Source organism: Streptomyces sp. HPF1205 (assembly GCF_020400825.1).
Classification (GTDB): Bacteria; Actinomycetota; Actinomycetes; order Streptomycetales; family Streptomycetaceae; genus Actinacidiphila.
The window spans coordinates 190,244-204,904 of record NZ_JAINVH010000002.1; the positions used below are offsets into that span (position 1 = coordinate 190,244).

15 protein-coding genes are annotated in these 14,661 nt (G+C 70.3%); 6 read left to right on the forward strand and 9 right to left on the reverse strand.

Going from position 1 to position 14,661, the window contains the following annotated elements; genetic code table 11:
* Positions 1–21: 21 nt before the first annotated feature.
* The 6 genes from murJ (at position 22) to trxA (ending at position 7,719) form a co-directional block, all read left to right on the forward strand.
* The gene (murJ, locus tag K7G61_RS03080) at positions 22–2,406 is read left to right on the forward strand and encodes a murein biosynthesis integral membrane protein MurJ (protein WP_225845001.1); all 2,385 of its coding nucleotides are present in this window, start codon (positions 22–24) and stop codon (positions 2,404–2,406) included.
* A gap of 570 nt (positions 2,407–2,976) precedes the next feature.
* The gene (locus K7G61_RS03085) at positions 2,977–4,632 is read left to right on the forward strand and encodes a protein kinase family protein (RefSeq protein ID WP_374204048.1); all 1,656 of its coding nucleotides are present in this window, start codon (positions 2,977–2,979) and stop codon (positions 4,630–4,632) included.
* A 27-nt stretch (positions 4,633–4,659) separates the two neighbouring features.
* Entirely contained in the window at positions 4,660–5,337 is a 678-nt protein-coding gene (gene sigM, locus K7G61_RS03090; RefSeq protein ID WP_225845003.1) for an RNA polymerase sigma factor SigM, read from the forward strand.
* Positions 5,334–6,242, forward strand: coding sequence for an anti-sigma factor (locus tag K7G61_RS03095; RefSeq protein ID WP_225845004.1), 909 nt, complete (start codon positions 5,334–5,336; stop codon positions 6,240–6,242). Before sigM ends, K7G61_RS03095 begins: the two co-directional genes overlap by 4 nt.
* A gap of 124 nt (positions 6,243–6,366) precedes the next feature.
* A complete protein-coding gene (trxB, locus tag K7G61_RS03100; RefSeq protein WP_225845005.1) occupies positions 6,367–7,335 on the forward strand; it encodes a thioredoxin-disulfide reductase in 969 nt (322 codons plus the stop codon).
* A gap of 54 nt (positions 7,336–7,389) precedes the next feature.
* A complete protein-coding gene (gene trxA, locus K7G61_RS03105) occupies positions 7,390–7,719 on the forward strand; it encodes a thioredoxin (protein ID WP_225845006.1) in 330 nt (109 codons plus the stop codon).
* 136 nt (positions 7,720–7,855) lie between these two features.
* Here trxA and K7G61_RS03110 read toward each other — a convergent pair whose 3' ends face one another.
* The 9 genes from K7G61_RS03110 to rpmH form a co-directional block, all read right to left on the reverse strand.
* Positions 7,856–8,473 (reverse strand): GNAT family N-acetyltransferase, encoded by a 618-nt coding sequence (locus tag K7G61_RS03110; RefSeq protein WP_225845007.1) that lies wholly within the window; start codon positions 8,471–8,473, stop codon positions 7,856–7,858.
* A gap of 78 nt (positions 8,474–8,551) precedes the next feature.
* Entirely contained in the window at positions 8,552–9,655 is a 1,104-nt protein-coding gene (locus K7G61_RS03115; RefSeq protein ID WP_225845008.1) for a ParB/RepB/Spo0J family partition protein, read from the reverse strand.
* Positions 9,652–10,785: a ParA family protein gene (locus K7G61_RS03120; RefSeq protein ID WP_225845009.1), complete on the reverse strand. Its 1,134-nt coding sequence runs from the start codon at positions 10,783–10,785 to the stop codon at positions 9,652–9,654. The genes K7G61_RS03115 and K7G61_RS03120 overlap by 4 nt, the downstream gene beginning before the upstream one ends.
* Positions 10,786–11,079: 294 nt before the next feature.
* On the reverse strand, positions 11,080–11,817 hold the full coding sequence (gene rsmG, locus K7G61_RS03125) for a 16S rRNA (guanine(527)-N(7))-methyltransferase RsmG (protein ID WP_225845010.1): 738 nt from the start codon (positions 11,815–11,817) through the stop codon (positions 11,080–11,082).
* A gap of 122 nt (positions 11,818–11,939) precedes the next feature.
* Complete coding sequence (locus K7G61_RS03130) at positions 11,940–12,458, reverse strand: R3H domain-containing nucleic acid-binding protein (RefSeq protein WP_225845011.1); 519 nt, start codon at positions 12,456–12,458, stop codon at positions 11,940–11,942.
* Positions 12,459–12,473: 15 nt separating this feature from the next.
* Positions 12,474–13,703 carry a membrane protein insertase YidC gene (yidC, locus tag K7G61_RS03135; RefSeq protein ID WP_374204034.1) on the reverse strand — a complete coding sequence of 410 codons (1,230 nt, stop codon included), beginning with the start codon at positions 13,701–13,703 and terminating at the stop codon, positions 12,474–12,476.
* A 2-nt stretch (positions 13,704–13,705) separates the two neighbouring features.
* Positions 13,706–14,023, reverse strand: coding sequence for a membrane protein insertion efficiency factor YidD (gene yidD / locus K7G61_RS03140; RefSeq protein ID WP_225845012.1), 318 nt, complete (start codon positions 14,021–14,023; stop codon positions 13,706–13,708).
* Positions 14,020–14,445, reverse strand: coding sequence for a ribonuclease P protein component (rnpA, locus tag K7G61_RS03145; protein WP_225845013.1), 426 nt, complete (start codon positions 14,443–14,445; stop codon positions 14,020–14,022). The genes yidD and rnpA overlap by 4 nt, the downstream gene beginning before the upstream one ends.
* A 22-nt stretch (positions 14,446–14,467) precedes the next feature.
* Complete coding sequence (gene rpmH / locus K7G61_RS03150) at positions 14,468–14,605, reverse strand: 50S ribosomal protein L34 (RefSeq protein WP_016906158.1); 138 nt, start codon at positions 14,603–14,605, stop codon at positions 14,468–14,470.
* Between the last annotated feature and the right edge of the window lie 56 nt (positions 14,606–14,661).

Consider the following 14,661-nt stretch of genomic DNA (forward strand, 5'->3'; position numbering starts at 1 on the left):
CGGACATAAGGTGGGGCACTGATGAACGCGCCGTACGACGGTGATCGCGACGCTGCGGGCCGGGTGCCTCCTCCGCCCGAGCAGCACCCGACGCCCGACCCTTATCTGCAGGGCACCTACGCCTACGACCCGTACCGCCGGCAGGACCCCACCGCACAGGACCCGGTCGACGACGCCCTCTACGACCGCGCGGCCCATCCCCCGCCCCCGCCCGGCCCGTACCCCGACGGCAACGGCCAGTGGCAGAACGGCGAATACGTCGGCGTGGACGGGCTGATGGGCGCGCCCGCGCCCGACCAGCAGCCCTACGACGCCTACGACCACCTCTTCCGCGACCAGCGCCCCGCCCCCGCCCAGTCCGCCGCGCCGGACCCGCGCCAGGACTACGGCCAGTACCAGGACCAGCCGCAGGACCAGCCCCAGGGCGGTTCCTACGGCTACTACGAGCAGCAGGGGTACGGCCGGCAGGAGTACCAGCAGCCGGGCTACGACGCCGCTCAGCAGTACGGACAGCAGTACGGACAGCAGCAATACGGCGGCCAGGAGTACGGGCAGGAGTACGCGGGGCAGGAGTACGGCGGGCAGCAGGCGTACCAGGACGGCTACTACGGCGACCAGTACGGGCAGCAGTACGCCGACCCGCGCTACGCCTACCCGTTCGAGCAGCAGTACGGCGACCACCGGGACGGGACCCTGCCGCCACCGGACGAGACCGGGCAGATCCCGATCATCCAGGTGCCGATCCCCGCCCCCGCGCCCGCGGAGGGCGGCAAGGCCGGCGGCATCCTCAAGTCCAGCGCCCTGATGGCCGCGGGAACCCTGGTTTCACGTGTGACGGGCTTCGTCCGCACCCTGGTCATCGCCGCGGGCATCGGTGTCGCGACCCTCGGCGACGGGTACGCCGTGGCCAACACGCTGCCGACGATGATCTACATCCTCACCATCGGCGGCGGCCTCAACTCCGTCTTCGTCCCCCAGCTCGTCCGCGCCATGAAGGACGACGAGGACGGGGGAGCCGCCTACGCCAACCGTCTGCTCACCGTGGTGATGGTGGTGCTGGGCGGCGTCGTCGCGGTGACCGTGCTCGGCGCGCCTTTCCTGGTCCGGCTGATGTCCGCGAAGATCGCCGACAACCCGGACTCGTACAGCGTCGCCATCACCTTCGCCCGCTACTGCCTGCCCACCATCTTCTTCATGGGTGTGCACGTGGTCATGGGCCAGGTGCTCAACGCGCGCGGCAAGTTCGGCGCGATGATGTGGACGCCGGTCCTCAACAACATCGTGGTGATCTTCACCTTCGTGATGTTCATCTGGGTGTACGGCTCCTACAGCACCACGCGGATGGACGCCACCACGATCACCCCGGAGGGCGCCCGGCTGCTGGGTATCGGCACCCTGCTGGGCCTGGTGGTGCAGTCGCTGGCGATGCTGCCGTACCTGCGGGACGCCGGCTTCCGGTTCCGGCCGCGCTTCGACTGGCGCGGGCACGGCCTCGGCCACGCGGCCAAGCTCGCGAAGTGGACGTTCTTCTTCGTCCTGGCCAACCAGGCCGGCCTCATCGTCGTCACCCAGCTCGCCACCTGGGCGGGCGCCAACGCCGACAAGAACGGCTACCAGGGCACCGGCATCACCGCGTACAACAACGCGCTGCTGATCTGGCAGATGCCGCAGGCCATCATCACCGTCTCGGTGATGGCGGCGGTACTGCCGCGGATCTCCCGGGCGGCCGCCGACGGAGACATCTCCGCGGTCCGTGACGACATCTCCTACGGCCTGCGCACCTCGGCCGTGGCGATCGTGCCCGCCGCCTTCGCCTTCCTGGCGCTGGGCGTGCCCATGTGCGGCCTGCTGTACTCCGGCACCAACACCGAGTCCGCCCGCAACATCGGCTTCATCCTGATGGCGTTCGGCATCGGCCTGGTCCCCTACTCGGCCCAGTACGTGGTGCTGCGCGGGTTCTACGCCTTCGAGGACACCCGCACGCCCTTCTACAACACCGTCGTCGTGGCCGCCGTGAACGCCGCCACCTCGGCGCTGTGCTTCTTCGCCCTGCCCGCCCGCTGGGCCGTGGTCGGCATGGCCTTCTCCTACGGCCTGGCGTACGCGGTCGGAGTGCGGGTAGCCGCCAAACGTCTGCGGGCGCGGCTGCACGGGGACCTCGACGGACGCCGGGTGGTGCGTACCTACGCCCGGCTGGCGGGCGCGTGCGTCCCGGCCGCCGCGATCGCGGGCGTGGCCGTGTACATGGTCCTGCGCACGCTGGGCAGTGGCGCCACGGGCTCGCTGGCGGCGCTGGTGGTCGGCGGCGTGGTACTGGCCGTGCTGTTCCTCGCGGCCGCCAAGCGGATGCGGATCGAAGAACTCAACGCGATGATCGGCATGGTGCGCGGCCGCCTCGGACGCTGACCGGACGGGACGGCGAGGCTCGCGAGGCAACCATCACGGCCTGCCGTGTGTCGTGCATAGCGCGGGAGTGCGGGCACAATTGTCATCGGCTTGATGTGAGATCGCGCGATGGATGGGGAGGCAGGAACGACGGTGGCGGATCGGAGCACGGCCGCCGTCGGAGTGGCCAACGAGGGCGGCGCCACATCCGACGGGACGACGACGGACGACCAGACCAGCACCCCATCCGACGGCACCGACACCGCGGGCGCGACGCGGAACGCACCGGAGCGCGCCGCAGAACCGTCCGCCGACGAGTCCGACAAGCCCGAGGAGCGCGAGGAGCCCGACAAGTCCGAGGAGCCGGAGGAGAAGGAACGCGAGCCGGAGCCCGTCGAGGAGACCGTGCGACTGACCGAAGCCGTGGGCGCCGCCGAGCCCGACGCCGCCACCGAGCCCCTCTCCGTCGAGCCCCCGGCCGCGGCCGCCACCACCGTCGCTCAAGCCGCCGACGAAGTCCCTCGTGATCCCGGCGCCCAAGCCGCCGGCGCCCGATCCGAACCGGCACCGGACGCCCCTTCGCCGGCCCCTGTGAACGCGGGCGCCGGATCGGGTGGCCGGACCGACGCGGACACGGTCCCCATGGTTGGAGCCGTTGCCCGCCGTTCCACCGCTTCCGCCTCCACCGCGGCGAGCACCACGGGCACGACGGCCGCCAAGCGGCGTCCCAAGCCGCCCACCACGGCCCCGGACCTGCACAGCGGTCACAAGCTCGCCCGCCGCTACCAGTTGGAGGAATGCGTCACCCGGGTCGACGGCTTCAGCAGCTGGCGCGCGGTGGACGAGAAGCTGCGCCGGGCGGTGGGCATCCATGTTCTGCCCGCCGACCACGGGCGCGCCCGTCAGGTGCTGGCGGCGGCGCGCTCCGCCGCGCTGCTCGGCGACCCGCGCTTCGTGCAGGTCCTCGACGCGGTCGAGGACAACGAGCTCGTCTACGTCATCCACGAGTGGCTGCCCGACGCCACCCCACTCGCCGACCTGCTGGCCACCGGCCCGCTGGAGCCGCACGAGGCCTACCAGATGGTCAGCCAGGTGTCCCAGGGCATGGCGGCGGCCCACCGGGAGGGCCTGGCGCACCTGCGGCTGGACCCCGGCGACGTGCTGCGGACGATGTCCGGGCAGTACCGCATCCGCGGCCTGGCGGTCGCCGCCGCACTGCGCGGCCTCAGCTCCGACCGGCCGCAGCGCCAGGACACCGAGTCGATCGGCGCCCTGCTCTACGCGTCCTTGACCCAGCGCTGGCCGTACGAGGAGGACGCTCACGGCCTGAGCGGACTGCCCAAGGGAGTCGGCCTGGTCGCCCCCGACCAGGTACGGGCGGGGGTCCACCGCGGGCTGTCCGAGATCGCCATGCGGGCACTCGTCAACGACGGAGCGACCGCCTCCCGCGAGGAGCCGCCCTGCACCACCCCCGAGGAACTGGCGAAGGCCGTGGCGGCCGTGCCCCGGATCCGGCCCCCGGAGCAGCCGGCACCCGTCTACCGGCCCACGCCCTTCGCACCGTCCACACCGCCGCCCGGAGCCCCCGGGCGGACCGCCGTGGCCGCTCCGGCGCCACCCCCGGCGCTGCCCGGACGCACCGGTCAGGCCCTGAAGTGGGCGGTGGCCGCGCTGCTGATCGTCGCGATCGGGCTGGGGAGCTGGCAGCTCGCCGACACCCTCCAGTCCCGGGAGAACCAGCCCACCAAGCGGGCCACGCCCACCGGGCAGCGGGGCGGCAAGGACGCGACGCACCCGGCGACCGGAAAGCCGCTGCCGATCGCGACGGTGAAGGACTTCGACCCGCTGGGCAACGGCACCGAGAACCCGACGGACGTGTCGAAGGCCTACGACAACGACCCTTCCACGTACTGGGAGACCAGCTGGTACGCCTCGGCGGACCTCGGCAGCCTCAAGCCGGGTGTGGGCCTCATCGTGGACCTGGGCAGCGCCAGGGCGGTGAGCCAGGTGAAGGTGAACCTCATCGGCTCCACCGACGTGCAGCTGATGGCCGCCCCGGGCAGCTCCGCCACGCCCACCCGCCTCAACGCCTTCACCAAGGTGGCCACCGGGTCCGGCACGAATCTGACGCTCACCCTCCCGAGTAAAGTGACCTCCCGCTACCTGCTGGTCTGGCTGACCAAGCTCCCGCCGGCCGCGGACGGCAGCTACCGAGGCAAGATCTCCGAAATCCACGTCGTGGGCTGAACGAGCGGCGGACGGGGGAATCTGGTCGTGGAGGACAACCGGCTCGGCGGCGTGGGTGACGCCGAGCTCCTCGCCCGTCACGTCGCCGGCGACCCCGACGCCTTCGGGGAACTCGTCCGGCGGCACCGCGATCGGCTGTGGGCGGTCGCCCTGCGCACGCTGGGCGACCGTGAGGAAGCCGCCGACGCCGTCCAGGACGCGCTGGTGTCGGCGTTCCGGGCGGCCCATACCTTCCGCGGCCAGTCGGCCGTCACGACCTGGCTGCACCGGATCACGGTGAACGCCTGCCTGGACCGGGCCCGCAGGGCCGCCACCCGCCGGACCGCGCCCATGGCGGAAGAGGAGACCTTCGAGGCCCTCCTGGAGCCGCACGAGTCCGCCGAGGCGCCCGCCGAGCGGGACGAACTGCACCGGGAGCTGCTGGCCGCGCTCGCCACTTTGCCAGCCGACCAGCGGGCCGCACTCGTCCTGGTCGACATGCAGGGATACCCCGTCGCCGAAGCCGCCGAAGTCCTGGAGGTGCCGACGGGCACGGTGAAGAGCAGATGTGCCCGCGGCCGGGCCCGGCTCCTGCCGCTCCTGGCCCACCTGCGGGCAGGCGGCGGTGCCCGGGAAAACCCCGCCACTGCCATGGAACGGAACCAGGCGGAGGGGACCCCCGTCCCAGAGACGGGAGCGGAGAAGGGCGGAGGTGGCCACCGGTGACATCGACGAAGGGTACGGATGCGCATCCGGAGGTCGACGAGATCTCCTCCCTGTCCGAGGGCCTGCTGGCACCTGAGCGCGCCGCCGAGGTCAGGGAACATCTGGCGGACTGCGACCTTTGCGCGGACGTACTGGCCTCCCTGGAGGACATCCGGGGGCTGCTCGGCGACCTGCCGGAACCGGAGCGGATGCCCGACGACATCGTCGGACGGATCGACGCCGCGCTCGCGGCCGAGGCACACCTGGCAGAGGGCCGGGCCGGTGTTCCACGTGGAACACCGGTCAAGCGTGAAACCCCGGTCGATGTTCCACGTGGAACACCGACCGCTCCGGCAGGCCGGTCCGACGCCCCCACGGGACCAGGCGGTCGTGCCGGGACTCCCGCGGGTCCCGGCCGGACATCCGGTGGGAAGGGCCACCCGGCGGGGCTTCGCCGGCGGGGACGCACCCTGATCGCCTCGGTCTCGGCCGTCGCAGCCCTGGCTCTGGGCGGCATCGTCTACGCGGCCGTGGAGTCCGGGAGCAGCGACGCTTCGCAGGACAGCAGCGTGGCGGCATCGTCCGGCGGCTCCGGAGTGTCCGCGCAGGTCGGCTCCCAGGTGCGGCACCTGCTCGGTGACAGGTCGGCCGGCCGGGCCAACACCCCGATGTTCAGCGACCGCGCCGACGGCACCCCTTATGCTCCGGACAAGGCCTCGCCCGTTCCGGCATGCGTCCTGAAGGCGACCCACCGCATCCAGCAGCCCCTCGCGACCGCGCGTGAGCCCTTCCAGGGGACGGACGCCTACCTCGTGGTCCTGCCGCATCCTGGGTCCGACCGCACGGTGGACGCCTACGTCGTCAACGCCTCGTGCTCCTCCACGAGCCCCGGCACGGTGCTGTTCCGGGCCACCTACGCCCGTTAGGACCCAGGCGAGGACCACCTGCGAGCGGTGCGGGGCCCTGGGAATGCCGGACCCGTAGGATCCGTTAGGCAGGAACGAGAGTCCAGCCAGGGCCCGCAGCAGTTCGCAGAGACGAGGAATACACGTGAGCGACGTCCGTAACGTGATCATCATCGGTTCCGGGCCCGCGGGGTACACCGCGGCGCTCTACACCGCGCGTGCCTCTCTCAACCCTCTGGTCTTCGAGGGCTCGGTCACCGCGGGTGGTGCGCTCATGAACACCACGGAGGTCGAGAACTTCCCGGGGTTCCGTGACGGCATCCTCGGACCGGACCTGATGGACAACATGCGCGCACAGGCCGAGCGGTTCGGCGCCGAGCTCGTGGCGGACGACGTGACCGCGGTCGACCTCACCGGCGACATCAAGTCCGTCACCGACACCTCGGGCACCGTCCACCGGGCGAAGGCCGTGATCGTGGCGACCGGCTCGCAGCACCGCAAGCTGAACCTCCCCAACGAGGACCAGCTCTCCGGGCGCGGCGTCTCGTGGTGTGCCACCTGTGACGGCTTCTTCTTCCGCGACCACGACATCGTCGTGATCGGCGGCGGCGACACCGCGATGGAGGAGGCCACCTTCCTCTCCCGCTTCGCCAAGTCCGTGAAGATCGTGCACCGCAGGGACACGCTGCGGGCGTCCAAGGCGATGCAGGAGCGTGCCTTCGCCGACCCGAAGATCTCCTTCGTGTGGGACAGCGAGGTCGCCGCGATCAACGGTGACGGCAAGCTCTCCGGGCTGACCCTGCGCAACACCAAGACCGGTGAGACCTCCGAACTTCCCGTCACGGGTCTGTTCATCGCGATCGGCCACGACCCGCGGAGCGAGCTGTTCAAGGGCGTGCTCGACCTGGACGCCGAGGGCTACCTCACCGTGCAGGCGCCCAGTACCCGTACCAACATTCCCGGTGTCTTCGCCGCCGGAGACGTCGTGGACCACACCTACCGACAGGCGATCACCGCGGCCGGCACCGGTTGCTCCGCCGCTCTGGACGCCGAGCGGTACCTGGCGGCGCTCGCCGACGCCGAGAAGACCACCGCCGTCACCACCACCGTCTGACCGACCGCGTACCCACCCGCACGAATCACCGTCCGAACACCTGAGGAGACAGCCGTGGCCGGCAACATCAAGCACGTGACCGACGACACCTTCGCCGAGGAGGTGCTCGCCAGCGACAAGCCCGTCCTGGTGGACTTCTGGGCCGAGTGGTGCGGCCCGTGCCGCCAGATCGCCCCCTCCCTGGAGGCGATTGCCGCCCAGCACGCGGACCAGATCACCATCGTCAAGCTCAACATCGACGAGAACCCGGCGACCGCGGCCAAGTACGGCGTCATGTCCATCCCGACCCTGAACGTCTACAAGGGCGGTGAGGTCGCGAAGACCATCGTCGGCGCCAAGCCCAAGGCCGCCCTGGAGCGTGACCTGGCCGACTTCATCGGCTGAGCAACCGCCTCGCACGCGCCCGCACAGGCAGCGTGTCGCACCACACGAAGGCGGGCGATGTTCCACGTGGAACATCGCCCGCCTTCGTCGTTTCCGGTTTCCCACCGGTTCCCCACCGGCCCTGACATCCTCGCCTCTACAGCGGTCGCAGAGCCGGCTCCTTCTGTACCGCGCCCAGCAGCCGGTCGATCGCCATCTCGACGTCTTCCTTCCAGGAGATCGTCGAGCGCAGTTCCAGTCGCAGCCGGGGGTAGCGCGGGTGAGGGCGTACGGTCTTGAAGCCCACCGCCGTCAGGTGGTCGGCGGGCAGCACGCACGACGGGCCCTCCCATTTCGCGTCGCCGAACGCCTCTATGGCCTTGAAGCCCCGGCGGACCAGATCCTTGGCAACGGTCTGCACCAGCACCCGCCCGATGCCCTGGCCCTGATACCCGGGCAGGATCCGGGCGGTCATGAGCTGAACGGCGTCCCCCGAAACGGGACTGGTGGGAAAGGCGGTGGAGCGGGGGACGTAGGCGGCCGGGGCGTACAGAACGAACCCGGCCGGGACCTCGTCGACGTAGACGACCCGGCCGCAGGAGCCCCACTCCAGCAGGACCGCCGAGATCCACGCCTCCTTCTCCAGCTCGGGCCTGCCGGTCTGGACGGCGGCTTCACCGCTGACGGGGTCCAGTTCCCAGAAGACACAGCGGCGGCACGGCTTGGGTAGATCCGGAAGGTTGTCCAGTGTGAGTGGTACGAGCCGACGTCCCATGTGGCCTGGACCCCATTTCTGCCGTGCACCAACCGTGCCCTCAGGCACCCCGGCGGTTCCCACCGGGGTGCCGCCGCCTCATTCGGTGTCGTCCTCGGACTCCTCGTCCAGCGTGCTCTCCAGCACCTTGCCCTCGCCGGGTGCCATCGTTCCCAGGATGCGCTCCAGGTCCTCTATCGAGGCGAACTCCACGACGATCTTTCCCCGCTTTTGACCGAGGTCGACCTTCACCCTGGTGTCGAACCTGTCGGACAGCCGCGAGGCCAGATGGGTCAGCGCCGGGGACACCCGGCGGCCGGCCCGGGGAGCCGCGGCTTTGCGAGGGGCCGTCGGCTCGCTGTTCATGAGCGTGACGATTTCCTCGACCGTACGCACGGACAGACCCTCGGCCACGATGCGCAGCGCCAGCTTGTCCTGCTCCTCGGGGTCCTCCAGGGCCAGCAGTGCCCGGGCGTGCCCGAAGGAGATCACCCCGGCCGCGACCTTCCGCTGTACGGGAGCCGACAGCTTCAGCAGCCGCAGCGTGTTGGAGACCTGGGAGCGCGAGCGCCCGATCCGGTCCGCCAACTGCTCGTGGGTGCAGGCGAAGTCACGCAGCAACTGGTCGTAGGCCGCCGCTTCTTCCAGCGGGTTGAGCTGTGCCCTGTGCAGGTTCTCCAGAAGGGCGTCCAGGAGAAGCTTCTCGTCGTCCGTGTCGCGGACGATCGCGGGAATCCGCTCCAGGCCGGCCTCCTTGCAGGCCCGCCAGCGACGTTCGCCCATGATGAGCTCATAGCGGTCGGTGCCGATCTGCCGCACCACCACCGGCTGCAGCAGACCCACCTCCTTGATGGAGATGATGAGCTCGTTCAGGGCGTCCTCGTCGAAGACCTCACGTGGCTGACGCGGGTTCGGGGTGATGAGCCCCAGCTCCAGCTCGGCGAAGTAGGCACCGGTCACCGGGACCTTCGGAGCCGACGACGGCGAAGCGTCCGGCTCCGTTTCACGTGAAACCGGGATGTCCACCGACGGCGCACCGGCCTCGGGCGGCCTGCGGTCCACCAGGCCGGCCACCTTGGCCGCCGCGACGCCACGATCGGGCGCGAGGACAGGAACGGCCGCGGGTGACGTACTCGTCGACTGCGGCGCGGCGGGGATCAGCGCGCCGAGACCACGGCCGAGCCCTCTGCGTCGATCACTCACTGGATCCCCTCCGACATGCTGTGCGGGTTGTGCTCGCTGTGCTCGCCCTGCGGTGCGTAAGCACCGTTCGGGTCGTATTCGACGGAGACGCCGCCGGGCAGGCCACGCAGGGCCATCTCCCGGGCCGCCTCCAGGTACGACAGTGCGCCGCTGGAGCCCGGGTCGTAGGTCAGGACGGTCTGACCGTAGCTGGGCGCCTCCGAGATACGGACCGACCGCGGAATGCTGGTACGCAGCACCTCCTTGCCGAAGTGGGTGCGCACCTCCTCCGCTACTTGGGACGCCAGCCGGGTCCGGCCGTCGTACATGGTCAGCAGAATCGTGGAGACGTGCAGCCGCGGATTGAGGTGCGCACGGACCAGGTCCACGTTCTTCAGCAACTGGCCCAGTCCCTCCAGCGCGTAGTACTCGCACTGGATCGGGATGACCACTTCGGCGCCGGCCACCAAGGCGTTGACCGTGAGCAGGCCGAGTGAGGGCGGGCAGTCGATGAGGATGTAGTCGAGCGGCTGCTCGTAGGACTCGATGGCCTTCTGCAGCCGGCTCTCTCGGGCGACCAGGGAGACGAGTTCGATCTCGGCTCCCGCGAGGTCGATCGTGGCGGGAGCGCAGAACAGCCCCTCCACATCGGCTACCGGCTGCACGACGTCCGAGAGCGGCTTGCTCTCCACCAACACGTCGTAGATGGAAGGGACTTCGGAGTGGTGGTCGATGCCCAGGGCGGTGGAGGCGTTTCCCTGGGGGTCGAGGTCGATGACCAGGACCCGCCCACCATGGAGGGCGAGCGAGGCGGCCAGGTTGACCGTGGTGGTGGTCTTGCCGACCCCACCCTTCTGGTTGGCAACCACCATCACCCGGGTCTGGGGTGGTCGGGGGAGCCCCGCACCGGCACGGCCGAGCGCTTCGACAGCCAACTGGGCAGCGCGACCGATGGGGGTGTCATCCATGGGAGGCAATGTTTCACGTGAAACATCGCCCCCGAACCCCGGGGGCCCGGACACGGGTCCCCCGGCTGTTTCAGCAGAGCGGGGACCGGGGACCGGATCGGCCATCGGCCCCGCGATGTTGGCGTCGGACCGCAAGGACTCACTCTCCTCGACTTCAGGCTCGCGATGAGAAGAGCCTGCCATGCCTGAGGGGTGCTGAACCAGCGAGCCCCGGCCACCTGTGGATAAATCCCGGGAATTATCCACAGGGCCGGTCGTTTTAGCGGGTCTATTGGCGCGCGCCTCAGCCGCGGCACGACCTCGGCTGAGTACGCCTGGAAGCAGTGAGCGACGTTTCACGTGGAACACGATGACGAGCGCCGCGACCATTTCGACCGCCGACACTCCGATTTATGTCGGTTTGGTCGTTTGTATGGTGTATTTGGCGACCCGGAAACCGCCCCCACGGGACTCCCGGCCCACACCACTACCGTGAGGTCAGCGGCGCCGGCGGCCCGTTCCACCACGGGGTGCCCGGCTCGCACGGGCCGCCTTCGCCCGCCGGGTCGCCGCACGCACTCCGCCCGGGCTCTCGCCCACCACCACTCGTACAACTGTGGACAGCGGGTCCACGACGCCCTCGCCCACCTGGACGATCGTGGCATCCACCGCGCCGAGCCGGTGCAGGGCGGCACGGGCCGCCTTCAGTTCCTCCTCGGCGGTGTCCCCCTTGAGGACGGCCATCTCGCCGTGCGGACGCAGCAGCGGCAGCCCCCACCCGGCAAGCCGCTCCAGCGGCGCCACGGCCCGCGCGGTCACCACGTCCACGGGAGGCAGCTTGCCCATCACTTCCTCGGCCCGGCCGCGGACCACCGTCACATTGGCCAGCCCCAGCAGTTTGACGACCTCCTCCAGGAAGGTCGTCCTGCGCAGCAAAGGCTCCAGGAGGGTGATCGACAGGTCCGGCCGGAGCAGGGCCAGCGGGATGCCGGGCAGCCCGGCGCCGGAACCGACGTCGCACACCGACACGTCCGGGTCGATCACCTCGGACAGCACCGCGCAGTTCAGCAGGTGCCGCTCCCACAGCCGCGGCACCTCCCGAGGGCCGATCAGACCGCGCCGCACACCCGGGTCGGCGAGCAGCTCGGCATAGCGCACGGCATCGGCGAACCGGTCGCCGAAGAGTGTCCTGGCCTGCTCCGGCGGCGCGGGAAGCTCCGCTGCAGCCTCGGTCACGGGGGCGGTCCTTTCCTAGGTTCCACCGGGCTTATACGTTCAGGCTTACTACACGGCGCCGGACTCACAAGCCGCGGCCCCGCCTGCTGAACAGACGGGGCCGGTGGCGACGGCGACGGTTCTCAGGCGGGGAGGACGACCACCCGGCGGTGCGGCTCCTCGCCCTCGGACTCGCTGCGCAGCCCGGCAGCGGCCACCGCGTCGTGCACGACCTTCCGCTCGAACGGCGTCATCGGCTCCAGCTTCACCGGCGCGCCGGTCTCCTCGGCCTCCGCGGCCGCGCTCGTGCCCAGCTTCGTCAGCTCGGCGCGCTTGCGGGCCCGGAACCCGGCGATGTCCAGCATCAGCCTGCTGCGCTCACCGGTCTCCCGGTGCACCGCGAGCCGGGTCAGCTCCTGCAGCGCCTCCAGCACCTCGCCGTCCCGCCCCACCAGCTTGTTCAGCTCACGACTGGTGCCCTCGCCGATGATCGACACCGAGGCGCGCTCGCCCTCGACGTCCATGTCGATGTCACCGTCGAGGTCGGCGATGTCCAGCAGGCCCTCCAGGTAGTCCGCCGCGATCTCGCCCTCCTGCTCCAGGCGGGTCAGAGTCGCGGACGAGCCGCTGTCGGGTGCGGTGCTGGTGTTGACGTCGCTCACGCCTGGACTCTCCTCTTACTTCTTCTTGGACAGGTTGCTCGGCTTGGCCTTGGCGTCACCGGGCTGGCCGGGCTGCTTGCGCGGCGCGCCGCCGCCCTGCTTCCCCGCCCGTGGAGCCCCCGGCTTGCGAGCGCCCTGACCCGCCTTGGGGGCACCGGCCGCCTTCGCGGTCCCGGCGCCGGCGTCCGTACCCGTACCCGAGCCGGAGCTCGCGTCCTCGGCGTTGGCGGAGTCGGCACCGGAGCCGGACTCCGTGTCCGGGGCGTCCTTGGCCGCGCCCGCCCGCGGCGCGCCGCCGCCCGTCCTCGCCGTGCCGGCACCCGACGTCCGCTGCGCCTTGCTCTGCCGCTTGGGCTGGGAGCGGTTCGCCCGGGCTGCCTCGACCGCCGCCTTGGCCTTGACCTCCTCCGGCGGCTCCACCAGCTTGCCCTTGGCCCGCAGCCGCTCCTGGCGCTGCTGGAAGGCGAGGCTGCCCGGGGTCGGGTTGCGCCGAATGACGAACATCTGCTGGCCCATGGTCCAGACGTTGGTGGTCAGCCAGTAGATCAGGACACCGACCGGGAAGTTGATGCCGAAGACCGCGAAGATCAGCGGGAAGACGTACATCAGCATCTTCTGCTGCTGCATGAACGGCGTCTTCACCGTCATGTCCACGTTCTTCGTCATGAGCTGGCGCTGCGTGTAGAACTGCGACGCCGACATCAGGATGATCATCAGGATCGTGACGACCCGGACGTTGGTCAGCGTGGACCCCAGCTCGGCGGCCTTGGCCGCGCTGTCGGTGAACTTCGCCGCCAGGGGGGCGCCGAAGATGTGCGCCGCCTGCCCGCTGTCGACCTGCGCCTGGGTGAGGACGCCCACCTGGTGACCCTTGGCGATGTTGCTCAGCACGTGGTACAGCGCGAAGAAGAACGGCGACTGGGCGAGGATCGGAAGGCACGAGGAGAGCGGGTTGGTGCCCGTCTCCTTGTACAGCTTCATCATCTCTTCGGACTGCTTCTGCCGGTCGTTCTTGTAGCGCTCCTGGATCGCCTTCATCTTGGGCTGGAGCGCCTGCATGTTCCGCGTCGACTTGATCTGCTTGACGAACAGCGGGATCAGGCAGATCCGGATCAGGACCACCAGGGAGACGATCGACAGTCCCCAGGCCCAGCCACTGTCCTTGTCGAACATGAGGCTGTAGAACGAGTGGAACTGGACGATGATCCATGAAACGGCGTCGTACAGGGGGTTCAAGATCCCCACGGTCAGGCTCCTTGGGCGTGAGAGGGTCCGGTGGGCTCGGGCGTGACGGGCCCGTCGGAGCCGCCCCGCAGGTGGCGGCGCAGCAGTTCATGCCACGGCGGTCGCTTGCGCGGCGGGACGTGGTCCACACCGCCCGGCGACCATGGGTTGCACCGCAGAATGCGCCACGCGGTCAGGGCGGTGCCCTTGATCGCGCCGTGCCGGTCGATGGCCGTGTAGCCGTAGTGCGAGCACGAGGGGTAGTAGCGGCACACCGGGCCGAGCAGTGGACTGATCGTCCACTGGTACAGCTTGATGAGTGCCAGCAGCGGATATTTCACCGAGCCACCCTCCCCTCGGCGTCGCCCTGGGCGTCACGGCCCAGAAGCCGCTGGAAGGCGGCGTCCAGGTCGAGGGCCAGCTGTGCGTGGTCCGCGCCGCCGGCTCCTGGCAGCGCGCGTACTACCACAAGGCTACCGGGGGGCAGCAGGGACATCCGCTCCCTGACCAAGTGACGTAGGCGTCGTTTGACCAGATTGCGCTGCACGGCACCGCCGACCGCCTTGCTCACGACGAAACCCGCACGTGCCGGAGGGGCGGTCCCCCCCGGCTCGTGCGGGTGTGTGGCGTCCGTCGCATCCAGGCGGCCGGTCGCGTCGCGGCGCAGGTGTACGACCAGCAGCGGCCGGCCGGCCCGGCGTCCGCGGCGGACCGCTTCCGCGAAGTCCTGCCGCCGCCTCAGCCGATTCTCGGTGGGCAGCACGGCATGAGACCTGGGTGGCGGATCAGGCGGACAGGCGGGCGCGACCCTTGCTGCGACGGTTCGCGACGATGGCGCGGCCGGCGCGGGTGCGCATACGCAGGCGGAAGCCGTGGGTCTTCGCACGACGGCGGTTGTTCGGCTGGAAGGTGCGCTTGCTCACTCGGGGGCTCCAGAAAAGTTCGGTCCGGCGGGGCGTCGCCTGGCTGTCACCGTGCG

What these genes read in the sequence shown, in the direction of transcription:
- K7G61_RS03120 (WP_225845009.1), bottom strand. Translation starts at nt 10,785, where the DNA reads ATGGCAGGCTCTTCTCATCGCGAGCCTGAAGTCGAGGAGAGTGAGTCC.
- K7G61_RS03110 (WP_225845007.1), bottom strand. Translation starts at nt 8,473, where the DNA reads ATGGGACGTCGGCTCGTACCACTCACACTGGACAACCTTCCGGATCTA.
- murJ (WP_225845001.1), top strand. Translation starts at nt 22, where the DNA reads ATGAACGCGCCGTACGACGGTGATCGCGACGCTGCGGGCCGGGTGCCT.